This is a genomic window from Robiginitalea rubriflava, assembly GCF_052540725.1.
Genome location: NZ_CP199309.1, coordinates 2,587,644 through 2,611,144, shown reverse-complemented (window position 1 = coordinate 2,611,144; position 23,501 = coordinate 2,587,644). Strand labels below are relative to the sequence as shown.

Annotated in this window: 18 protein-coding genes and 2 tRNA genes; 14 read left to right on the top strand and 6 right to left on the bottom strand. The window is 47.6% G+C overall.

Translation table 11 applies throughout. The features are described 5' to 3' along the window. The first annotated feature begins 27 nt into the window (after positions 1–27). The 3 genes from ACT6NU_RS11875 to ACT6NU_RS11865 all read left to right on the top strand — a co-directional run bounded on the left by ACT6NU_RS11875 (position 28) and on the right by ACT6NU_RS11865 (position 1,447). Entirely contained in the window at positions 28–630 is a 603-nt protein-coding gene (locus ACT6NU_RS11875; protein ID WP_445381885.1) for a fasciclin domain-containing protein, read from the top strand. Between the two features lie 66 nt (positions 631–696). Next, entirely contained in the window at positions 697–1,104 is a 408-nt protein-coding gene (locus tag ACT6NU_RS11870) for an arsenate reductase family protein (protein WP_445381884.1), read from the top strand. Positions 1,105–1,186: 82 nt separating this feature from the next. Further along, the gene (locus ACT6NU_RS11865) at positions 1,187–1,447 is read left to right on the top strand and encodes a hypothetical protein (RefSeq protein ID WP_445381883.1); all 261 of its coding nucleotides are present in this window, start codon (positions 1,187–1,189) and stop codon (positions 1,445–1,447) included. 349 nt (positions 1,448–1,796) lie between these two features. On the opposite strand, the gene ACT6NU_RS11860 is transcribed toward ACT6NU_RS11865, so the two are convergent. The 3 genes from ACT6NU_RS11860 to ACT6NU_RS11850 all read right to left on the bottom strand — a co-directional run bounded on the left by ACT6NU_RS11860 (position 1,797) and on the right by ACT6NU_RS11850 (position 4,358). Next, positions 1,797–1,871: transfer RNA gene (locus tag ACT6NU_RS11860), tRNA-Pro, on the bottom strand. Between the two features lie 218 nt (positions 1,872–2,089). Continuing rightward, a tRNA-Ser gene (locus ACT6NU_RS11855) sits at positions 2,090–2,176 on the bottom strand. A 133-nt stretch (positions 2,177–2,309) separates the two neighbouring features. Further along, entirely contained in the window at positions 2,310–4,358 is a 2,049-nt protein-coding gene (locus ACT6NU_RS11850) for an HD family phosphohydrolase (RefSeq protein WP_445381882.1), read from the bottom strand. Between the two features lie 118 nt (positions 4,359–4,476). Between ACT6NU_RS11850 and ACT6NU_RS11845 the strand changes: the two genes are divergently transcribed. Further along, a complete protein-coding gene (locus tag ACT6NU_RS11845) occupies positions 4,477–5,652 on the top strand; it encodes an acetyl-CoA C-acyltransferase (protein WP_445381881.1) in 1,176 nt (391 codons plus the stop codon). A gap of 15 nt (positions 5,653–5,667) precedes the next feature. Then, positions 5,668–6,420, top strand: a complete 753-nt coding sequence (locus ACT6NU_RS11840; RefSeq protein WP_445381880.1) for a C40 family peptidase — start codon at positions 5,668–5,670, stop codon at positions 6,418–6,420. Positions 6,421–6,472: 52 nt separating this feature from the next. Here the strand turns inward: ACT6NU_RS11840 and ACT6NU_RS11835 are convergent, their stop codons facing one another. Together ACT6NU_RS11835 and gyrA are read right to left on the bottom strand one after the other, a co-directional pair. Next, a complete protein-coding gene (locus tag ACT6NU_RS11835; RefSeq protein ID WP_445381879.1) occupies positions 6,473–7,738 on the bottom strand; it encodes a tetratricopeptide repeat protein in 1,266 nt (421 codons plus the stop codon). Positions 7,739–7,773: 35 nt separating this feature from the next. Further along, on the bottom strand, positions 7,774–10,305 hold the full coding sequence (gene gyrA / locus ACT6NU_RS11830) for a DNA gyrase subunit A (RefSeq protein WP_445381878.1): 2,532 nt from the start codon (positions 10,303–10,305) through the stop codon (positions 7,774–7,776). A gap of 260 nt (positions 10,306–10,565) precedes the next feature. On the opposite strand from gyrA, the gene ACT6NU_RS11825 reads away from it, so the two are divergent. Together ACT6NU_RS11825 and ACT6NU_RS11820 are read left to right on the top strand one after the other, a co-directional pair. Next, positions 10,566–13,118 (top strand): ATP-dependent Clp protease ATP-binding subunit, encoded by a 2,553-nt coding sequence (locus tag ACT6NU_RS11825; protein WP_445381877.1) that lies wholly within the window; start codon positions 10,566–10,568, stop codon positions 13,116–13,118. Between the two features lie 200 nt (positions 13,119–13,318). Next, complete coding sequence (locus ACT6NU_RS11820; protein WP_445381876.1) at positions 13,319–13,714, top strand: STAS/SEC14 domain-containing protein; 396 nt, start codon at positions 13,319–13,321, stop codon at positions 13,712–13,714. Between the two features lie 35 nt (positions 13,715–13,749). Here ACT6NU_RS11820 and ACT6NU_RS11815 read toward each other — a convergent pair whose 3' ends face one another. After that, entirely contained in the window at positions 13,750–15,294 is a 1,545-nt protein-coding gene (locus ACT6NU_RS11815; RefSeq protein ID WP_445381875.1) for an NAD(P)H-hydrate dehydratase, read from the bottom strand. Positions 15,295–15,619: 325 nt separating this feature from the next. Between ACT6NU_RS11815 and thrA the strand changes: the two genes are divergently transcribed. The 7 genes from thrA to ACT6NU_RS11780 all read left to right on the top strand — a co-directional run bounded on the left by thrA (position 15,620) and on the right by ACT6NU_RS11780 (position 23,482). Continuing rightward, the gene (thrA, locus tag ACT6NU_RS11810; protein WP_445381874.1) at positions 15,620–18,058 is read left to right on the top strand and encodes a bifunctional aspartate kinase/homoserine dehydrogenase I; all 2,439 of its coding nucleotides are present in this window, start codon (positions 15,620–15,622) and stop codon (positions 18,056–18,058) included. 4 nt (positions 18,059–18,062) lie between these two features. Then, positions 18,063–19,022, top strand: coding sequence for a homoserine kinase (locus tag ACT6NU_RS11805; RefSeq protein ID WP_445381873.1), 960 nt, complete (start codon positions 18,063–18,065; stop codon positions 19,020–19,022). A gap of 13 nt (positions 19,023–19,035) precedes the next feature. Then, complete coding sequence (gene thrC / locus ACT6NU_RS11800) at positions 19,036–20,337, top strand: threonine synthase (RefSeq protein ID WP_445381872.1); 1,302 nt, start codon at positions 19,036–19,038, stop codon at positions 20,335–20,337. A gap of 81 nt (positions 20,338–20,418) precedes the next feature. Continuing rightward, entirely contained in the window at positions 20,419–21,504 is a 1,086-nt protein-coding gene (gene gcvT / locus ACT6NU_RS11795; RefSeq protein WP_445381871.1) for a glycine cleavage system aminomethyltransferase GcvT, read from the top strand. A gap of 24 nt (positions 21,505–21,528) precedes the next feature. Then, positions 21,529–22,356 carry a sugar nucleotide-binding protein gene (locus ACT6NU_RS11790; protein WP_445381870.1) on the top strand — a complete coding sequence of 276 codons (828 nt, stop codon included), beginning with the start codon at positions 21,529–21,531 and terminating at the stop codon, positions 22,354–22,356. A 43-nt stretch (positions 22,357–22,399) separates the two neighbouring features. Further along, positions 22,400–22,690 carry a 4a-hydroxytetrahydrobiopterin dehydratase gene (locus tag ACT6NU_RS11785; RefSeq protein WP_445381869.1) on the top strand — a complete coding sequence of 97 codons (291 nt, stop codon included), beginning with the start codon at positions 22,400–22,402 and terminating at the stop codon, positions 22,688–22,690. Between the two features lie 81 nt (positions 22,691–22,771). Further along, positions 22,772–23,482, top strand: coding sequence for a YebC/PmpR family DNA-binding transcriptional regulator (locus ACT6NU_RS11780; protein ID WP_445381868.1), 711 nt, complete (start codon positions 22,772–22,774; stop codon positions 23,480–23,482). The last annotated feature ends 19 nt before the right edge of the window (positions 23,483–23,501 follow it).

The following is a 23,501-nucleotide window of genomic DNA, read 5'->3' as shown; positions in this document are numbered from 1 at the left end:
TTTGATTAAAAAAATTCAGAAAACGAAATGAAAAAGATACTGTATTGCTTTTTGCTGTTGCCGATTATTATTGGCTGCAAAGACCGGAAAACCCCAACCGGAGAAATCCCGGCCAACCAGTCTTATTTCACCGATGTGGATTTTGACCGGACGGTAATGGAAATCCTGGACCAAAGCCCTGAATACAACAGTTTCCTAAAGCTGGTAAACGCTGCCTCCTATTTTGACGAGATAAGGGAAATGAATAATGTTATGGTCTTTGTCCCGACAGATGAAGCCTTTGGACCCGGTCTTGAAATGATCAATGAGCTCAGCAGGCCCGAAAACCTGCCCAGGCTGACTGAAATCCTCAAATATCACTTTGTCCAGTCTGAACTGGATGCCGATAACCTCTATAGCTTTCTGAGTATAGAAGGAGATCCCCTTCAGCTGCAAACTCTGAATGGTGGTTTCCTGGCTATCAGCCTGGAAAACGGAAAACTGAAGATTTTAGATGAAAAAACCGGTATTTCCTATATTGGCGAAAGCAGCATCAGAGGCTCCAATGGAATTGTTTTTACGATTGACCGTGTGATGCGTCCCAACCTCAAGATTTCGTCTGAAACAACCGTAGTAGCATCTAAATATTAAAAGGTCAATTGAGACCCGCAGCAATGGAAGCTGAATAAATTGATCCTAATTAAAAAAATTTAAATCATGAACGGAATATCGAGTGACAAAAGGCTATTGAAGGTTTATATGAATTCCAAGGATCCGAATGACCGGGAGGCCAAAACCTACCTATCTTCCATACAAAAACGCGTTTTGTTTGTGGACCTTACAAAAGATTCTCTTACGCAACGGCAGTGGGCAGAAATTTTGGATGACCTGGATCTACACCCCAGTAAGATTGTAGACCACAATCATGAACTCCTTCAAGACAAGAACGGAAAAAAGGTAGACCTATCCCTGCAAGACTGGCTGGATGTACTGGCTAAGTCGCCACAGATCATTATGGGTACCATTATAATTGAAGGAGACAAAAGCATGTATTTTAAATCCCCTAAAGACCTTATAGAATTTGTCGCTGCAAGGCCGGAGAGTCAAAACGATTCCCGTGAGTAACGGCAAAGGAAACAATCTGCACTACTGATCGAAATAATCATTTAGTTCAATATTTTAAATTATACAGGGTGCACCTTTTCAGGTGCATTTTTTATTAGGGATAGAACTGAACAGAATTGATTTACTGTTTAGTCCGGATAACTATCGGGATCAGGATTACGCCTGCGGCATGATCCGGACCGAACGGCCAAAAGGGCTCCGGCGGAGCGCTTTTAGTGAGGGGCCAGCCGGTGCGCTGGCCAGTATTACACCGCTTCTAAATCGTGACCTTTTTGTTGGTGACTGGAACAAACCCTCCACAGCGCTTATATCTGTTGGTATTGATGTAGCACAGCTACAATAACTTGGAATTTGGTCCCGATAACTATCAGGATGGAACTCACAGGATTACGCCTGCGGCGTGATCCTGAGTGGGGGGGAGACTGAAAAAAACCCTTACTTCTGCCTTTCGGCAAGTTATCCTTTTTCTAAAAGAAATTTGGAATTTGGTATTTGGTCCGGATAACTATCAGGATGGAACTCACAGGATTACGCCTGCGGCGTGATCCTGAGTGGGGGGGAGACTGAAAAAAACCCTTACTTCTGCCTTTCGGCAGAAGTCGGTTTTTCATTCCTTCCGCCATCCTGAAGCCAGCTTCGATGGCTCCAGGAATGAAAAAACCCCGACGACTTTGTCGTCAGGGTTTTTTTCGTCGGGGTGGCAGGATTCGAACCTGCGGCCTCCTGCTCCCAAAGCAGGCGCGATAACCGGGCTACGCTACACCCCGGGCCGAGCGATCAAAAGGGCTCCAGTGGAGCGCTTTTAGCGAGGAGCCAGGCGGTGCGCTGGCGTTATTACCTCTAAGCTCAAACCTTTGACTCTGCCAGTAGCAGAGAAGAACTTCCAAATTCCAGATCCCAAATTCCAGATCCCAAATTCCAAGGAGTATGGGATTATTTTATATCTCGGCGGGAATTAATCGCCGAAGCCCTTTATAAGGGTCTATGGCGGAGAGACTGGGACTCGAACCCAGGCGACGGTTACCCGTCGACAGATTAGCAATCTGCTCCGTTACCACTCCGGCACCTCTCCAATTTCTTGCAAAGAACATCCCCATTTTTCCGTGGGGCAATTGCGGATGCAAATGTAGTTTTTCAGAATCAGGGAAGCAACTTTTTATAAGTTTTTTTAATCCTTAAAAAAGAAGCCCCAAACCTTAGGTAGTTTATTCCGGATATTCCACCCTGAGATGGTAAATATTTGTGAGGCGTTGCTTGAGTACTTTCTTCACGGTCTCAATTTCCTTAAAGGTGATATTGGCGTTAAGGAATTGCCCGCCCTGCATCTGCCCGCCAATGATCTTGTCCACAAAATCATTGATGATATTAAAGGTGGGGTTAACCAGGCTTTTGGAAGCCGCCTCCACAGAATCTGCCATCATCAGTATGGCCGTTTCCTTTGAAAATGGGATGGGCCCGGGGTAACGGAAGTGTTTTTCATCCACATTCTCGCCGTCTGCTTCCTTGGCTTTTTTATAGAAATAATACACCCGCGTAGTTCCGTGGTGGGTACGGATAAAATCGATTACCCGATCGGGCAGGTTATTCTTGCGGGCCATTTCAATCCCCTCAATAACGTGCTTTACAATGATTTCGGCGCTGGAATAAGGGTCCAGGTCGTCATGCGGGTTTACATTGGTAGTTTGGTTTTCTGTAAAATAGGTCGGGTTGCTCATCTTCCCGATATCGTGGTAAAGGGCCCCTACCCTCACTAGCATGGCATTCGCCCCAATTTCATTGGCCGCTGCCTCGGCAAGGTTGGCTACCTGCAGGGAATGGTTAAAAGTACCCGGGGCCTTGTTTGACATTTCCTTTAGCAAGCGGGAGTTTGTATCGGAAAGTTCCAGCAGGGAAACATCCGAAACCATCCCGAACATCTTTTCATAAATATAAATAAGGGGTTGGGCGAACAGGGTAATCATACCATTGAGCAGGAAAAAGCCAAAATTGACCCAGATCACATTTTCCAGATTCCCCTCGTGTATGATATGAAAGGCAAAATACCCCACAATATAGATAAGGGTGATCTGCCCCACCGAGATAAAAAGGTTGGCCCTTTTGTACAATTCGGAGACGGTGAGAATGGTCACAATCCCTGCGATGATCTGTAAAAAGATATATTCGAAACTGTTGGGAACCACAAACCCCAGGATCAGCACGGTGAGTACATGTACAAAGAGCCCCAGGCGGGCGTCAAAGAAGGTTTTTAGGATAAGGGGTAAAATACAGAGCGGTACTACAAAAACCAGGGCTTCATTATACTTAACCACCAGGGTGGTAACGAAGACCATCAAGAGTATGTTGAAAAAGATAAAGGTGACCCGCACATTGTTCCGGTAGACCTCCGGCCGGTATCGTTTAAGAAACAAGAGCAACATCATCAGCACCAGTGCCACCAGGATGGTATAGCCGAACAAGATAAAATAATAGTTCCCCGCAGCCCAGAGTTCGGATTCGTATTCGGACTTGAGGGATTCCAGGATCTTCAGATTTTCAGCCTCTACCACCTCGCCTTTGGCGATTATCAGTTTCCCTTCATCCACGCTCCCGCGAGTAAGGGAAATTCCGGCCTGTTCGTTTTCGAGTTCAATGGCAGAAAGACGCTCATCGCGGCTAACATTGGGCATTACAATCTGGAAAAACAATTTCTGAAAGGATTCCGTAAAAGCTTCGGTCCCTGTCTTCCGGGCAAAGTATCTGACTCTTCCATCCAGATCGTTGAGACGGTTGATTTCGGTGAAAAAGATTCGCCGGGCCTCAGTATCTTTTACGAGGAATACTTCTTTGGTATCAGGGACTGTACTTCCCCTCCAGAATCCGGTCTTATATAAACTGTCCAGAATCTGGTTTCCGGCTTCCCGTATCCGATTTAATTGCCTGTTGGAATAGTTCTCCCTGGAGAAATATTCCCCAAAACGATTGTCATAGGCTTCCCTTACCTCAGCAGCAATTTCGGTATCATAACGGTAATAGGGAATCTGATTTTCCTCAATGATCTGCCGTTCTGCCTTTAGTTCCTCGGGTGTTTTTTTAATCGAAAAATCGAATGGAGCATACAGGTTTTCGTATTGCCAGGGTTTCCCTTTCTGAAATTCATATTTGAATTTCCCTCCCCTTGGGAAGAAGAATACAATACAGCCAATGGTGACAAAGTAAAGCACATACTTGTAAATCACCGATTGGTATCTGTAAAGCGTATCCAGTGTCTTTGGCATAAGATATCCGTATGGGGTAAAAATAGAAAAAACCCATGGGTTACAACGGCTTTTGCCTTTTTAAAGTAAAGGGATACAGTATTAATTTAGTAATTTCGCATCAACCAAAACTGATAAAATGAAAGAGGTTGTTATTGTTTCAGCAGTACGTACACCTATTGGTAGTTTTATGGGGGCATTGTCTACCGTTCCCGCCCCGAAACTGGGTGCAGTTGCCCTAAAAGGAGCCCTTGAAAAAATTGGATTGGATCCCTCAAGCGTAGAGGAAGTGCTGATGGGGCACGTGGTACAGGCCGGTGCCGGTCAGGCCCCTGCCAGGCAGGCAGCCATTTATGCCGGAATCCCCGATACAGTTCCCTGTACTACCGTAAATAAAGTATGCGCATCCGGAATGAAAGCAGTCATGCAGGCAGCTCAGGCAATTGCCCTGGGAGACCGCTCCATCGTTGTAGCCGGGGGCATGGAAAACATGAGCCTGATACCTCATTATGTGCACATGCGTAACGGCCAGAAATTTGGTCCGGTAAATATGGAGGACGGAATGCAGAAAGATGGCCTGGTTGATGTTTATGACCAGCAGGCCATGGGCGTGTGCGCAGATGCCTGTGCAGAGAAATACAGTTTTAGCAGGGAAGAACAGGACGCGTATGCCATACAGTCTTACAAGCGTTCCGAAGCTGCCTGGGCAGCCGGGAAGTTTAAACAAGAAGTTGTTCCCGTAGCAGTACCACAACGCCGGGGGGAACCGGTTATGGTCAGTGAAGACGAAGAGTTCCGCAATGTTCGTATGGATAAGATTCCACAGTTACGGCCCGCCTTTACCAAAACAGGAACCGTTACGGCAGCCAATGCCTCAACCATTAATGACGGAGCTGCTGCCATGGTGCTGATGAGTGCTGAAAAAGCAAAGGCACTCGGCCTGGAACCTCTTGCCAGAATCCGCAGTTACGCCGATGCGGCCCAGGAACCCAAATGGTTTACAACCGCTCCGGCCAAGGCTCTTCCCCTTGCACTGGACAAGGCAGGACTGAGCCTGGATCATATTGATTATTATGAATTCAATGAGGCCTTCAGCGTAGTAGGGCTGGCAAACATAAAATTACTCGGGCTTTCCGATGAGAATGTCAATGTAAACGGCGGGGCCGTTTCCCTTGGGCATCCCCTGGGGTGTTCCGGGGCGCGCATCCTGGTGACCCTGATCCATATTTTACACCAGCAAAATGCCAGTCTGGGGGCAGCCGCAATATGCAATGGAGGCGGAGGGGCTTCGGCCATGGTAGTTGAGCGACCTTAAAGGCCCATAACCAGCATGCGCTACGGTATCTGCCCATTGAGTATTGTTCCGGTTTACGAATCTCCGGACGCCAACAGTGCCCTGAAATCACAATTGCTTTATGGGGAATTGTATAAAATCCCTGAATCGCGTAAGGTCTGGAGTCGTATCCGGTGCCAGCTGGACCAGACCGAGGGCTGGGTCCGCAATGATCAGCTTTATTTTATAGAAGAAGACCGGTACAAGGATCTCAGTACAGTTAAGAACGCCGGGGTCGCCTCAGACCTGGTCGCCCACGCCTGTAATGCAGAAGGTTTATTGATCCCGGTACTTATGGGGTCAACCGTATCGCATTGCACAGAATTAAATCATCAATTTGAGGGAGCAGTTTTTTCCGGGGGAAACCCCCGGGAGAACCTGGTAAATACCGCGCTGCTCTACCTGAACAGTCCGGAACTTTCCGGAGGTCGGTCACCTTTTGGGATAGACGCCTCAGGTCTCAGCCAGATGGTCTACAAAAGTATCGCGCAGGAATTAAAACGTTTGCCGGAACAACAGGCCATGCAGGGAACAGCGCTCAGTTTTATTGAAGAAAGCAGTCCGGGGGACCTCGCCTTTTTTGACGGGCCTGATGGCAACATCCACCATGTGGGGATCATTATGAAAGATAATTACATCATACATGTAAACGGGAAAGTGCGGATTGACCGCCTGGACCATACCGGGATTTTTAACAATGATCTCCGCGATTATACCCACCCGCTCAGGGTCATTAAACAAATCCTATAAAAAAAGCCCCGACTAACGGGGCTTTTAGAAATATCATCTAAAGGAATTCGAATTACTCTCCGAGTAATTTTTTGACCCTCATAAAGTTCTCATTGTCCCCTAAGGCTCCGTAGATATTCTTGAGCTGGCTTAGGATTCCCTGGTTATCTGGATTGTTCTTCAGGGCTGCTTCCAGTACAGTCGCTCCTTCCTGAAATAATTCATCCTTTTTCTTTTTCAGCTCATCGTATTTGGCGATGTCTGCGCGGGAAGTTCCCAAAGTATTCATTTCGTCAATCAAACTGTTGCCCTCGTTTACGTAAGTGGTGGATAAGTTCAATTGCGCATTAACATATCCCGGGTTGATTTCGATAGCCTTTTTGTAGGCTTCCCTTGCGGCCTCCAGATTTCCCTGTTCCATATTGATTACACCGATGTTATAGTGCAGATCAGGATTATCAGGAGCCATGGCAGCTGCCTCGTTCATAAGTGTCTTGAAGGTATCCTTATCACCCATCTGGTAATATAGGTTAGCTTCATTCAGTACCAGGTTTACATCATCCGGATTGTCGGCCCGCGCATCTTTGTATGCCGTTAGGGCTTCTTCATTTTTACCGAGTTGTGTATAGATCAAAGCGATATTCCTTACAACCTCAGCTTTTTTGGACTCCGTTTTCTCATCGACCGGATTCGTATAAGCTCCTGATTTTACCATCAGGTCCCGCTGCGTTTTGTTGCCAAGGTTTTCAACCTCTCCGGTTTCAACATTGGTCGCCTTGTATTCGGTTGTACTTCCGTCAAAATTGAGATCTTTCAGCTCGTTGTAATATTTCAGGGCTAACTCATAATCCCTTCCATTAACCGCACTGCTGGCTGCATAGTATAAATACATGGTGTCCTTTGGGCTCAGCTTGAAACTTTTGTACAGTTTTTGAGCTCCCGCAGTGAAGTTTTCATTTTTATTGTCTTCAACGGCTGCGTTTACAAGGTCTGCAGACATGGATGTCAATTGTCCATTGGCTTCATCCGAGTAACGGACTTTCCCGCTGGCTTCTTCAACTTCCACCACTTTTCGGAAAGCTTCTATCGCTTCATCAAAAGCAGCATCGTCTCCCTTTTTGGCAAGGTCGGTGAAGACCTGTCCGCGGACAAAATAATACTGGGCTTGCAGTTTTTCATCTGCTCCGGAAATCATCCCCTTCGCGGCCTCTAGGCTTGCTTTGGCTGACGCCGCATCCCCATCTTTGAGGGCTTTCTCTGCATCCCTTATTTCTGATTTTTGTGAAATTCCGACCGCACTTATCAACAAGGCAGCCAAAAGTAGCATTCTGGTTCTCATGAAATTGTGTTTATTCAAAATTACTATTTTAATATTTATTTTTCTGATTCCGGACTATCCTTATCAATAGCTGTGCCATCTTCGGTGTCTACCTCCATATTTAATATTTCGGCATCGTCCAGGTCATCTTCTTCCTTCATGACCTTGGCTACTGCAGCAATGGAATCATTTTCACGAAGGTTGATTAATTTAACCCCCTGTGTGGCCCTGCCCATGGTGCGCAGATCTTCCACACTCATTCGTATGGCGATTCCGGATTTATTGATAATCATCAGGTCATCCGAATCGGTTACGTTCTTAATTGCCACCAGTCCGCCCGTTTTCTCGGTAATAGAAATGGTTTTGACCCCTTTCCCCCCTCGGTTGGTAATGCGATAGTCTTCAATACTGGAGCGCTTGCCGTAACCATTTTCTGAAACCACCAGGATTTCATCGTCAAAGTTGTGCACGGAAACCATGCCGATCACCTCGTCTGAATCATCCGCAAGGGTTATTCCCCTGACCCCGGAGGCATTACGCCCCATAGGCCGTGTCTTGCCCTCTTCGAAGCGGATTGCCTTCCCGGATTTCAAGCCGAGGAAGATCTGGCTGGAACCGGTCGTCAGTTTGGCTTCCAGCAATTCATCCCCTTCCCGAACGTTAATGGCAATAATTCCATTTTGTCTCGGACGGGAATATTGTTCCAGGGAGGTTTTTTTAACGGTCCCTTTTTTGGTTGCCATGATCACGTAGTGGCTGTTTACGTAATCCTCGTCCTTTAGGTCCTGAGTACATATAAAAGCCTTAACCTTATCATCTGTAGAGATATTGATCAGGTTTTGAATGGCCCGGCCTTTAGAGGTACGGCTGCCTTCCGGGATTTCGTATACCCTTAGCCAGTAACACTGCCCCTGCTGGGTAAAAAACAGCATATACTGGTGGTTGGTACCTACAAATAGGTGCTCCAGGAAATCTTCGTTCCTTGTGGATGAAGCCTTTTGCCCCACTCCTCCCCTGTGCTGTGTTTTGTATTCTGTGAGCGGGGTCCTTTTGATATATCCGGCATGAGAGATAGTGATGACCACCTGCTCGTCCGGAATCATGTCTTCAATACTGAGATCCCCTCCGGCATAATTGATTTCCGAGCGGCGTTCGTCCCCGTACTTTTCTTTGACCTCCAGCAATTCTTCCTTAATGATTTCCATGCGGCGGTCTTCACTGGCCAGGATATCTTTGAGGTCTGCGATGGTTTTAATGATTTCTTCGTATTCAGAGCGCAGTTTGTCCTGTTCTAGGCCGGTGAGCTGGCGCAGGCGCATCTCTACAATGGCCCTGGCCTGAACTTCTGTCAGTTCAAAGCGTTTGATCAGGCCTTCACGCGCCTCGTCGGCATTTGAAGAGGCCCGGATGATCTGTATAACTTCATCGATATTGTCCGATGCGATGATAAGCCCTTCCAGGATATGCGCCCGGTCTTCCGCTTTTTTAAGCTCGTATGTTGTGCGCCTTACCACTACTTCGTGACGGTGGTTTACGAAGTGGGTAATCAGCTCCTTGAGGTTTAACAACTGTGGCCGTCCGCCTACCAGAGCAATGTTGTTTACACTGAAAGAAGATTGCAATGCCGTATATTTATACAGCATGTTCAGGACGATATTCGGAATGGCATCCCGCTTGAGTACATAAACTACCCGCATCCCCTTCCGGTTGGATTCATCCCGTATACTGGCGATCCCTTCGATCTTTTTATCGTTTATCAGGTCCACGGTCTTTTTGATCATGTCCGCCTTGTTGATCTGATAAGGGATTTCCGTAACCACAATACATTCCTTCCCCTGTACTTCTTCAAAATTGGCTTTTGCACGCATCACCACCCTGCCGCGACCGGTGTGGAAGGCTTCCTTTACGCCCTCGTACCCATAAATGATCCCGCCGGTTGGGAAGTCAGGCGCTTTGATGTGCTCAATGAGCTCATCTATTTCAATGTCCCGGTTATTAATAAAGGCTACAGTGCCGTCTACCACTTCGGAGAGGTTGTGGGGAGGCATATTGGTGGCCATCCCAACAGCAATACCTGAGGCTCCGTTTACCAAAAGGTTTGGGATCCGGGTTGGAAGTACGGTAGGTTCCTGCAGGGAGTCGTCAAAATTGAGCTGGTGGTCTACGGTTTCCTTGTCGATATCTGCCAGCATGTCGTCCGCAATCTTGCGCATACGTGCCTCGGTATATCGCATAGCCGCCGGGCTGTCACCATCTACGGAACCGAAGTTCCCCTGCCCGTCTATCAACATGTACCTGAGACTCCAGTCCTGCGCCATCCGCACCATAGTATCGTATACCGAGGTGTCTCCGTGCGGGTGGTATTTACCCAGAACCTCCCCGACAATACGGGCCGATTTTTTATGTGAGCTGCTAGATCGGACTCCCAGTTCATGCATTCCGTAAAGGACCCTGCGGTGAACCGGTTTTAGCCCATCCCTGACATCCGGCAGGGCACGTGACACAATGACCGACATTGAATAATCAATGTAGGCAGATTTCATTTCATCTTCGATATTGATCGGGATCAATTTTTCTCCTTCCGCCATCTTGTATTCTTAAACGCTTTTTGGGGTTAAAAAATCATGCCAATATACGTAAATTCATAGCTTTTGAGTCAAACTCCGCGGCATTTATTAAAGAATTTATCAACACTTTTGACCGGTTATCAAGTTGATAAATTGCCTGTTAAATATTTTGTAAATCAGTGTTTTTTTCGTCATTTAGTTCGGGTTTATCGAATATGGGTACGGTATTTGACGATCTTCCAATTAGATTTACTAATTTTAAAGTTGAATAAGCAGGATTTATGGATGATAATTTTTCACCGAGGGTAAAGGACGTTATTGCATACAGCAAAGAGGAGGCGTTGCGGTTGGGCCATGATTTTATTGGTACCGAACATTTGATGCTTGGATTGCTGCGCGATGGCAACGGGAAGGCGATAAGTATACTGGATGCACTGGAGGTAGATCTGGACCACCTCAGGCGAAAGGTTGAAATCCTGAGTCCCGCAAACCCCAATGCCAATACCCAACCCAAGGATAAGAAAAACCTGCACCTGACCCGTCAGGCAGAACGCGCCCTGAAAACGACCTTCCTGGAGGCTAAATTGTTTCAGAGTTCCTCAATCAACACCGCACATTTATTGCTGTGTATTCTGAGGAATGAAAACGACCCCACTACCAAACTACTTCACAAGATGAAAGTGGATTACGACGGGGTGAAGGAACAATTCAAGAGCATGATCACCAGCGACGACGATTATACAGACAGTCCTACTTCCGAGTCTTTCCCAAGCGACTCCGATGACGCCACTGAAGGCAAGGAAGGCGCCTTTGGAGGAAGCAGCTCCCAAAAAGGGAATAAGAAATCCAAAACACCCGTACTGGACAATTTCGGTCGCGATCTTACCCGCCTGGCCGAAGAGAACAAGCTCGATCCGGTTGTGGGGAGAGAAAAAGAAATTGAAAGGGTATCTCAGATATTGAGCCGGCGCAAGAAAAACAACCCCTTGCTGATAGGGGAACCGGGAGTAGGTAAAAGTGCCATCGCAGAAGGCCTGGCCCTGCGTATTATCAATAAAAAGGTTTCCCGAATCCTCTACAACAAACGGGTAGTTACCCTGGACCTGGCATCCCTGGTGGCAGGCACTAAATACCGCGGGCAGTTCGAGGAACGGATGAAGGCGGTGATGAACGAGCTGGAAAAAAATGACGACGTCATTCTCTTTATTGACGAGATACACACCATTGTGGGCGCCGGAGGCGCAACGGGAAGCCTGGATGCTTCCAACATGTTCAAACCGGCCCTGGCCCGTGGAGAAATACAATGTATCGGTGCAACCACCCTGGATGAATACAGGCAGTACATCGAGAAAGACGGGGCACTGGAGCGTCGCTTCCAGAAGGTTATGGTAGAGCCTACTACCGTGGAGGAGACCATAGAAATCCTTAAAAACATCAAAGGCAAATACGAAGATCACCACAACGTAAATTATACGGATGAAGCCCTGTTGGCCTGCGTTAAACTGACAAACCGTTACATGACAGACCGCTTCCTGCCGGACAAGGCCATAGATGCCCTGGACGAAGCCGGGTCGCGGGTACACATTGTCAATATGGACGTACCCAAGCAGATCCTCGAACTGGAAAAACAGCTGGAGGAAGTACGCGACCTGAAAAACAACGTGGTCAAAAAACAGCGTTATGAAGAAGCCGCCAAGTTAAGGGACGATGAAAAGCGCCTTGAGAAGGAACTGGCCCTGGCACAGGAAAAATGGGAAGAGGAAAGCAAGCTGAACCGCGAAACGGTATCAGAAGACAACGTGGCGGATGTGGTTTCCATGATGAGCGGAATCCCGGTAAATAAGATAGCGCAAACGGAGAGCAACAAGCTGGCCGAATTGCCCCAATTAATCAAAGGGAACGTAATCGGACAGGACGAAGCGGTTGCCAAAGTGGCCAAGGCCATACAGCGGAACCGTGCAGGGCTGAAAGACCCGAATAAACCCATTGGCAGTTTTATCTTCCTGGGGCAGACCGGAGTGGGTAAAACCCAATTGGCCAAAGTCCTCGCTAAAGAACTCTTTGACTCGGAAGACGCTCTGGTGCGTATTGACATGAGCGAGTATATGGAGAAATTTGCTATCTCAAGGTTGGTAGGAGCCCCTCCCGGATATGTCGGCTATGAAGAAGGTGGCCAGCTCACTGAGAAGATCAGGAGAAAACCGTATTCCGTTATCCTCCTGGACGAGGTGGAAAAAGCACATCCGGATGTTTTCAACATGTTGCTGCAGGTACTGGATGACGGTTTCCTTACAGACAGCCTGGGTCGAAAAATCGATTTCAGGAACACCATCATTATCATGACTTCCAATATCGGGGCGCGGCAGATCAAAGATTTCGGGCAGGGTGTTGGTTTTGGTACGGCAGCTAAGAAATCTCAGGCAGACAGCCATCAGAAAAGTGTTATAGAAAATGCCCTTAAAAAGGCTTTCGCTCCTGAATTCCTGAACAGGATAGACGATGTTATCGTCTTTAACCCACTGGAAAGGGAACATATACACAAGATCATTGATATTGAACTTGAAAAGCTTTACCAGCGAATCAGGGATATCGGATACAACCTCAGCCTTAGCGACAAGGCCAAAGACTATATAGCCGAAAAAGGCTTTGATAAGCAATATGGAGCACGCCCGTTAAAGCGCGCAATCCAGAAGTATATTGAGGATGCCCTGGCGGAAGAAATCGTCAATTCTAAACTGAACGAAGGGGATAGCATCAAAATGGATCTGGATGAGAAAAAAGATGCATTGTCTATCACCATAAAAAAGGGCAGTAAATCTTCCAAGGAAGCCTGATCGGGTAGGAAAACAGTTTCAAAAGGGGTCATCTATCCATGACCCCTTTTTTTATGCGGTTTCAGAGCTTCGTAAGAATCGGGGTACAACTTTATGGTCGGCCCAACCGTATAAACGATAAATAGGCCTTTAATCTAATATTTTTCTTCCCCAATTGCCTTGCTCCTACTTTCGTTACCGGACACTATAATGAACATGGAATGAAAATCGGACCGGTTAAAAAGACCGTCATCGTAAGGGAGTACCTGCTCGATGTTGGCAAAATACAGGTATATGAGAATTACATGGTATCGATCTTCGATGAAGGGGCTACACTAACCCTTGAGCGAGCGTACCAGATTATCGGAATATCTGAAATCCACTTCAGGGACAAAAACTTTGGTTTTATCTCTTTCCGCAAGAATTCTTACGCCATAGATCCGATTGTCTACACCTATTTAAGGGAACTGGACAACCTCAAAGCATTCGCCATTGTATCTTCCAAAGAGGTGGACATGCACAACTTTAACATCGAAAAGATGTTTTATAAAAAACCGATGAAGTTTTTTATAGACTACAATAACGCCCTTAGGTGGGTCCGCAGAAGGATAAGTTAAAACAATTGCTACCCTGTCTGCTGCTTATTTCAAACTCAGGAAGCTTCATTTTCTCCATTATCCGAGGCCGGTTCCGAATGAAATAAGTCCAAAAAGGCGAGCCGGATTCCGCTGATCAGTGTACCGGCAGTAAGCGCTTCATATCCGTATTCAGGAAGCTTTAAATCTCCTGCCTTACTGTGCAGGTAAACACCCAGGCAGGCTGCCTCCATGGGAGGATACCCTTGGGCGAGCAAGGCCGTAATCATCCCGCTAAGGACATCGCCGCTCCCGGCTGTGGCCATACCCGGATTCCCATGAATATTGACAAAACCCTGCCCGTTACCAAATATAAGGGTGTAGGCCCCTTTTAAAACAAGGATACATTTGTACCGGTTTGAAAACTCCCATGCTTTTTCAATTTTATCGAAATCGTCGGACCAGGAACCCATAAGTCGCTGCATTTCGCCGGGATGCGGGCTCAGGATACTATTTTCAGGTAGATGCTCCAGAGCCGAGGGGTATTTACTCAGTGCATTGAGGCCATCCGCATCGATAAGGAGCGGCTTTTTGTGCCCCTCCAGCCATTTTACAAAAGCTTTTTGTACCCCATCGGAGGTACCCATACCCATCCCGACACCATAGGTATGCCGCTCTGAAAGCTTCGGGAAGGTATCAATTTCATGTTCTGCCGAAGCCGTTTCCACCATAATCTCGGGCTGAGCAGACTGCAAAGGCAGCGCTCCGCACTGGGCCGTATATGCCGTAACCAGCCCGGCCCCAGTTCTCAGGCAAGCGCCTGCGGCCAGGGCCAGGGCCCCTATTTTTCCATAACTGCCTCCAACAAGCATGGCATGCCCGTAGTGCCCCTTATGGGTAAACCGCTGCCGGGTTCTGTACAGGGTCCTGGCTTCTGCTTTTCCAAAAAGCTGAAACCGGGTAATTACCTTCTCCAGGAATTTCGCATCCAGGCCTATATCCAGAATCTCCCACTCTTTGGTGAAAACCCCTGTTTGCGGCAGGAAAAATATAAGTTTTGGGGTCCCCAGGCTCAAAACATGGTTCGCTCTGATGGCCGTTTGAAAGGACTTCGGGAATTGGTGCATATACAGGCCGGACGGGATATCCACAGACAAAATAAAGTTACCTGAATCATTTAGCCGTTCCATGATGGAAAGAACCCAGGGGGCTGGTGGCCGGTTAAGTCCAATACCAAAAATGGCATCTACAATAATGTCGGCAGAATCCAGCTGTGGCATTTCACTTCCCTCTTTGAGATAGGTGGGCCATAGCCTTCGCTCTTTTAAACGGGCAAGATTGATCAGGAAATCCTCAGATCGCTTTTCACTGTAGTTCACCACATAAACATCGATATGATAACCGTGTTCCAGCAAATGCCTTGCAAGTGCCAGCCCGTCACCGCCATTGTTCCCGATTCCGCAAAATATATGGATATGGACCGGGGCTCCCTGCAGCTTGTGGTGCATCCAGCCAAATAGCGCCTCAGCAGCGCGCTCCATTAACTGCTCACTGGAGATACCCTGCCTTTCCAGTGTTATGCGGTCTGCTTCGTAGATCTGAGCCTGACTGAGCACTTTCATATATCTATCTCTTGGTAGCCTTAGGGCTTTAATTATTACCCGAAAATTAGACAAATCGGCGAGGATTCGTAAAGAAAATAGTTCAAAATATATCGAGAAGCCAAAAATGAACTGAAAATTTGCGAAGGATTGCAAATATGCTACTTTTGACGGGTATGAGAATCGCTATGCTTTTAAAACAGTCTTTTCTGGGTTCAGGGGTCTTTTCTTTCCGGACCAATCCCGTAGTCCCCGGGACGCGCACCCCTTTGGGGTAGACAAGTCTTTTAATTCCGCAATCTGAACACGATCTTTCGTACCTTTTTAATCCATAGACACTTTTTACATGAAAATCCTGAAATTCGGAGGAACCTCGGTTGCAACCGCCGAAGCCATACGAGCCACTCAAGCCATTGTCAGTTCAACACCAGGCCCGGTTGCCGTGGTGGTCTCCGCCCTGGGCGGGATTACCGATCTGTTACTGGAAATGGCTTCCAAAGCGGCTTCTCAGGACCCCGGCTATGTTCAGGTGCTGCAGGACATCGAAAAAAGACACCTGGATTGCATCCGCCAACTGATTCCGCCTTCAGAACAATCGGCTGTAATCGGGAAGGTCAAAACAGATCTGAATGTTCTTGAAACCCTGGCTGAAGGTGCTTTTCTGATCGGGGAGACTACCCCTAAATTGCTGGATAAGATGGTTAGTTTCGGTGAATTGCTTTCCTCCTTTATCATTGCAGCCTACTACCGGAGTTCCGGTCTGGATAGCCGCTTTAAGGACAGCAGGGAACTCATCACAACTGATGATGCTTTTGGCGGAGCCCGGGTTCAACGCGATAAAACAGCTAAAAGTGTAATAGAGTACTTCAAAGAACCCTCGCTTATAACCGTGCTTCCGGGATTTATTGCTGCTTCAGAAAACGGAGAAACCACCACCCTTGGCAGGGGAGGTTCAGATTACTCTGCAGCCCTTTTTGCAGCTGCCCTGCTTGCTGAAGAATTGGAAATATGGACCGATGTTAGCGGCATGTATACGGCAAATCCAAAAATTGTAAAACAGGCCAGGCCCATTAAGGATATATCCTATGAAGAGGCCATGGAACTGTCTCACTTCGGAGCCAAGGTATTGTATCCGCCCACCATACAACCCGTACTGGAGGTCGGAATTCCTATTGTTATCAGGAATACTTTTGAACCGGAAGCTGCAGGCACCCGCATTCACCAGGAAGGGAACCCAGGAGGCAGGACGGTAAGGGGAATCAGCCATGTGCCTGATATTGCATTGCTGACCCTGGAAGGACCCGGCATGATCGGGGTCCCCGGTATCAGCAAAAGACTTTTTGAAACGCTTTCACAGGTAGGGATCAGCATTGTCTTTATCACTCAGGCATCTTCTGAACACTCCATTTGCCTGGGGATTGCCTCTGCCTATGCCCCTCTGGCTGAAAAGACGGTTAACGAGGCCTTCGATTTTGAAATAAGCAAGGGGAAAATAAAGCCGGTGGCAATGGAATCCGGCCTGGCCATCATAGCCCTAGTTGGAGACCAAATGAAACAGCATCAGGGACTTAGCGGTAAAATGTTCAGTACCCTGGGCAAGAACAATGTGAATATCCGGGCGATCGCCCAGGGAGCGTCTGAACGGAATATTTCAGCAGTAATCCGGAAAGAGGATGTCAAAAAAGCCCTGAACAGCCTTCACGAGGCATTTTTCGAGGCCCGGGTCAAGCAGTTGAATATATTCATAATGGGAGTGGGCAATGTAGGCTCGCGACTGCTGGAACAGATCCGGAAACAGCAAAAAGTTTTGAAATCTACCCTTGGCCTACACCTCCGGATAGTGGGTATCGCCAATTCAAAAAGAATGCATTTCGATGCCCATGGCCTGGATATAGAAAACTGGTCTGATTTACTGCAGCAGGGGGAAACCTCCGATCTGAAATCATTTTTCGAAAAGGTGAAAAAGCTGAATCTGAGAAATTCTATTTTTATTGACAATACTGCAAATGCAGCGGTGGCCTCCAGCTACGGTGCCTACCTGAAGGAAAGCATTGCCGTGATTACCTGCAATAAAATTGCGTGTTCGGACCGCTATAACACCTATGCCAGCCTCAAACAGCTATCGCGAACCTATGCCGCCCCCTTCCTGTTTGAAACCAATGTAGGAGCCGGTCTTCCGATAATTGATACCCTAAAAAACCTGGTCCTCTCAGGGGATCGTATTTTGAAAATCCGGGCAGTGCTTTCGGGTAGCCTGAATTTTATTTTTAATAATTATCGGGCAGAAGCCCCTTTTCATGAAGTAGTTCAGCAGGCGCAGCAGGAGGGATACACCGAACCGGACCCCAGGATAGACCTAAGCGGAGTGGATGTGATGCGCAAAATCCTGATACTGGCCCGGGAAAGCGGACACGCCCTTGAAATGGAAGATATAACCAACAATGCTTTCCTTCCGCCAAGCTGTCAGGAGGCATCCGATGTTGCGAGTTTTTACAAGGAGTTGCAAGCGCATTCCGAGCACTTTGAAAAATTATACAAGGAAGCATCGGAAAAGAGTTGTCGCTTGAAATATGTAGCCAAGTTTGATCAGGGAAAGGCGGCTGTAGGATTGGAGGAAATTCCGGAAGGTCATGATTTTTATCATCTGAGCGGAAGTGATAACATTGTACTTTTCTACACCGAGAGATATCGCGAACAACCCCTGATTGTAAAAGGGGCTGGCGCCGGCGCCGAAGTAACGGCATCCGGTATATTTGCCGATATCATCCGCAGCGGTAATTTTTAAGCTTATGGAAAATCCTGCACAAAAAAGCATTTCAATTTTTTCTCCGGCTACCATAGCCAACCTTTCCTGCGGCTTTGATGTTCTGGGGCTGGCACTGGATGGGGTTGGAGATAAGATGAAGATTGGGCTCTGCGCTGATCCGGGTTTGCGTATTACCCGCATCACCGGCTGCGACCTGCCCATGGATACAGATAAAAATGTTGCCGGAATTGCAGCCTTGGCCCTGCTGGACGAATCTACATACCGGGGAGGCGTGGAAATTGAAATCCATAAGCAGATAAAACCAGGCTCGGGAATTGGCAGCAGTGCAGCCAGCGCAGCCGGAGCGGTTTGGGGACTAAACAAGTTATTGGGAAACCCCTTTGAGGCAACCGAGCTGGTTCGTTTCGCTATGCAGGGAGAAAAGCTGGCAAGCGGAGCGGCACACGCCGATAACGTTGCTCCTGCAATTTTTGGTGGGATAACGCTGGTGCGCTGCTCAGACCCGCTGGACATTGTGAGTATTCCCTGTCCGTCGGAAATGTTTGCCTGTGTATTGCACCCGCAGATTGAGATCAAGACTTCGGATTCCAGGGGCTTATTAAAAACGACTATCCCCCTTAGCAAAGGCATAAGACAATGGGGGAATGTTGGCGGGCTGGTGGCCGGGTTTTTCAAATCAGACTACGGCCTGATAAGCCGCTCCCTGGAAGATTGTATCATAGAACCAACGCGCTCCCTGCTGATACCGGGCTTCGCGGAACTAAAAACCGCTGCCATGCAATCCGGGGCGCTTGGGTTTGGGATTTCCGGTTCTGGGCCTTCCATGTTTGCGCTCTGCAGGGGCAAGCAGCAGGCCCGGAAAACGGCACGGGCCATGGAGGCTTCTTTTACAACCAAAAGTATACCCTTTGAAATGCACATCTCCCGAATTAATAGCGATGGAATTCGCGAAATAGAACATGACGGTAAACAGGAATCCTGAAGCTTTTCATCCTATGCAATACTACAGCCTGAACCAAAACGCACCTAATGTCAGCTTCAAAGAAGCCGTTATCCGGGGGATTGCCCCTGACCGAGGTCTTTACTTTCCTCTGGAAATTCCCAAATTTCCCACACACTTCTGGGAGCAGATTCCTTCACGCCCCTTTAAAGAGGTAGCTTTTGACCTTATGCTTCCCTTTACAGGAGATAGTATTCCGGAAAACGTCCTGAAAGATATCCTTGAACATACCCTCGATTTTGAATTTCCGCTGGTCGGGCTTAACGATCAGATAGCGTCTTTGGAACTATATCATGGCCCCACCATGGCCTTTAAAGATGTGGGATCCCGCTTTATGGCGCGCTGCCTGGGACACTTCTCCGAAAGCGGCAGTGCAGATATTACGGTTTTGGTTGCTACCAGCGGAGATACTGGTGGGGCTGTTGCCAATGGTTTTTTGGGGGTTCCCGGGGTTCGCGTGGTAATTCTCTATCCGGATGGCAAGGTCAGTGACATTCAGGAAAGACAGCTTACTACACTGGGGAAAAATATTTACGCACTTAAAGTGAGTGGAAATTTTGATGATTGCCAGCAAATGGTGAAACGGGCCTTCCTGGAAGATCAAATCTGCAGCAGCATGCAACTTACCTCTGCCAACAGCATTAATGTGGCCCGATGGATTCCCCAGCTATTGTACTATGTATCTGCAATCCGCCAGCAGCCTAACCAGCAACCTCCTGTTTTTTCAGTGCCCAGCGGGAATTTTGGAAATATTTGTGCGGGGATGCTCGCCCATCAGATGGGGATGCCCTGTTCCGGGTTTATTGCGGCAACCAATGTCAATGACACCGTTCCGAGGTACCTGGCAGGTGAAGCATATGAGCCCAGGCCCGCGGTACCGACTATTTCCAATGCAATGGATGTAGCAGATCCCAGTAATTTCATACGCATCCGCCAATTGTTTGAAAACCGGTTCGAGGACTTGAAATCAGTATTATCTGCCTATTCCTATACCGATGAGCAGACGCGGGAAGCCATTCGCGAATTGCAACTCAAATACAATTACACGGCAGACCCCCACGGGGCTATTGGGTATTTGGGACTGTCTGACTACATCCGGGAAAATCCGGGGGCAAAGGGTATTTTTCTGGAGACGGCTCATCCTATTAAATTCAGGAAAGAGGTGGAGGGCTGCATTGGAAAGGAGTTGGAAATCCCGGCCCAAATTCAAAGGGTTCTGAACAAGGAAAAATCGGCTACTGCAATTGCTTCCTTTGGAGAGTTACAGGATTTTCTGCTGTCGATGAAAACGGAATAAGCTTAATGCCAAAGAGCCTGCATCGGCTGCCTTCGGATCGAACATTTTTCAATACATTTGCCCTGAATTTAAAACAGTCCGATGAAAGAGACAGCGCTGGCCCAAACACACGTGGCCCTTGGAGCAAAAATGGTCCCATTTGCGGGGTATAATATGCCGGTTTCCTATGAGGGAGTGAACGCAGAGCATCAAACGGTTCGCGAATCTGTAGGAGTTTTTGACGTCTCCCACATGGGGGAGTTTCTGGTAGAAGGCCCTAATGCTCTTGAACTCATACAGAAAGTTTGTTCCAACGATGCCGCCAAACTGGAGGTTGGCCGGGCACAGTACAGTTGCTTCCCCAATGAAAAAGGGGGTATTGTGGATGACCTGATTGTCTATAGAGTAAAGGAGGAAACCTACCTGCTGGTAGTAAACGCTTCCAATATTGAAAAGGACTGGAAACATCTGTCTAAATACAATACTGAGATTGGAGCGGAAATGCGCAACCTTTCGGACGATTATTCGCTGCTGGCCATACAGGGGCCCAGGGCTGCCGAGGCCATGCAATCCCTGAGTTCGGTCGATTTAAAAGGCATTCCCTTCTATCATTTTGTAATCGGCGATTTCGCCGGAATTCCCCATGTTATCATATCGGCAACCGGCTATACCGGTTCTGGCGGCTTCGAAATTTACTGCAAGAATTCAGAGGTACAACAGATTTGGGACCGGGTAATGCAAGCTGGAAAAGACTATGGAATCAAACCCATCGGCCTGGCTGCGAGAGATACCCTGAGGCTGGAAATGGGCTATTGCCTCTATGGTAACGACATCGATGATACCACCTCCCCCCTGGAAGCGGGATTGGGCTGGGTTACCAAATTTTCCAAGGAATTTGTCAATTCAAAGGCCCTGCAGCAGCAAAAAGAGGCGGGCGTAACGCGGAAACTGGTTGGCTTTGAATTGATGGAAAAGGGGATTCCCAGAAAAGACTATGAAATAACCGATGCTAACGGACAGCTTCTTGGCAGGGTCACCTCTGGTACCATGTCCCCCTCCCTGGGGAAAGGTATTGGCCTGGGTTACGTAAACACAGACCAGGCAGGTATCGGGAATACAGTATATATTCAGATTCGTAAAAACAGCGTCCCGGCCACCATTGTCAAACCTCCATTTTACAAAGGATAGATAAAAATACCTAAAGAGAAAAGCGTGGAGGAAGGCGGAAAGCGGATTTTGATTTTAGGGGGTAGTGGCTTTTTGGGGTATGCAGCCTATAAGGAGCTCTGTAATTATTACGATACCTATGCGACCTATTGCAGTTCGCGCAAGAGATTTGAAGAAAACCAGCAATTCCTCCGCTATGACATGCTGGAAGATGACGTTTATGTGATCCTTGAAAAGTTACGGCCGGATATCATTATTTCGGCCCTTCGGGGGGATTTCGGGGCCCAGATACAGGCACATTCTCATATAGCGGAGTACCTCAGCAGAAACCCCGCTCAATTATTATTTCTCTCCTCTGCAAATGTGTTTGATGCCTATAGCAAGTTCCCTTCCTATGAGTTTGATAAAACCCTGTCCGAAAGCATTTACGGCAGGCTTAAAATCCGGATAGAAAATATGTTGCTGCGGCTGCCCGGCAAGAAAATGGGTATCCTCAGGCTTCCGATGGTCTTCGGAAATACGTCCCCCAGAACACGGGAAATAAAGGAATCACTGCAGTCAGGAGAGGCAATAGAAGTCTTTCCAAACCTGATCATGAATGTTACTACGGATGATAAATTCAAACAGCAGTTGCACTACATCATCAACCGTAAAAAACACGGAATTTTCCATTTGGGGAGCAAAGACTTGGTTCACCACGAAGATTTTATACGCGAGATCACAGCCCACCTTTCTCCCCGCAGGCCCCTATTTAAAAGAGTTTTTACTACCAATGATGAGCGTTATCTGGCCGTGCTCCCAAAACACAACCTGTTACCCAAAAATCTGCAATTGAGTTATCAGGAGGTTATTGACCACCACATCAAACAATAGTGCCCGAAAATCCATATCTTCCAGCTAAATCAAAATATTTAACATGGACAAATTAAGCCCCTCCGAAATTGAAGACCGCCTTAAAGAGTTAAGCGGCTGGGAATTCCATGAAAATGCCCTGGAAACCACCATTGAGTTTGAGAATTTCAAGGAAGCCTTCACCCTTATGTGCCGGATTGCTTTTGAGTGTGAAGCCCAGAATCACCACCCGGATTGGTCCAACGTTTACAATCAGTTGCATATTCGCCTGAATACCCATGATGCGGGTGGCGTAACGGATAAAGACTTCCGTCTCGCCCGTTCTATAGACAGGCTTATCAGTACTTCGGATTAGGCAGTTAATTGCCCTGACAGCCACTTGAATTTGCATTGGGATTTGCTAAATTTGCAGGGACCAAAAATCTAGAACATTCCCATGGGAAGAGCATTTGAATTCCGGAAAGCCAGAAAGTTAAAACGCTGGGCAGCTATGTCCAAGGCTTTCACCCGAATTGGCAAGGACATTGTGATGGCCGTTAAGGAAGGTGGACCCGACCCCGATGCCAATTCACGCCTGAGAGCGGTCATTCAGAATGCCAAGGCTGTTAATATGCCCAAAGACAATATTGAACGCGCCATCAAACGCGCTACAGATAAATCTCAGGGCGATTACAAGGAAGTCCTTTTTGAAGGTTATGGGCCACACGGGATAGCGATCCTGATTGAAACAGCCACAGACAACAATACCCGAACAGTAGCTAACATCCGCTCTTATTTCAATAAATGCAACGGGAGCCTGGGAACCTCCGGCTCTGTGGAATTTATGTTTGACCATACCTGTAATTTCCGTATTCCGGCAGATGGAATAGATCCGGAAGAACTGGAGCTGGACATGATCGACTTCGGGGCTGAGGAAGTATTTGTTGATGAAGACGGAATTCTGATATATGCCCCATTTGAGTCATTCGGGGCCATTCAGAAGGAGCTCGAATCCAGGGGAATTGAGATTCTGTCTTCCGGCTTTGAGCGCATCCCTCAGGTTACCAAGGAGCTTTCCGAGGAAGAGGCTGAAGACATTGAAAAACTACTGGAAAAGATCGAGGAAGACGACGATGTCCAAAATGTGTATCACACCATGAAAGAATAAGGGCCTTCCCCTGATGAGG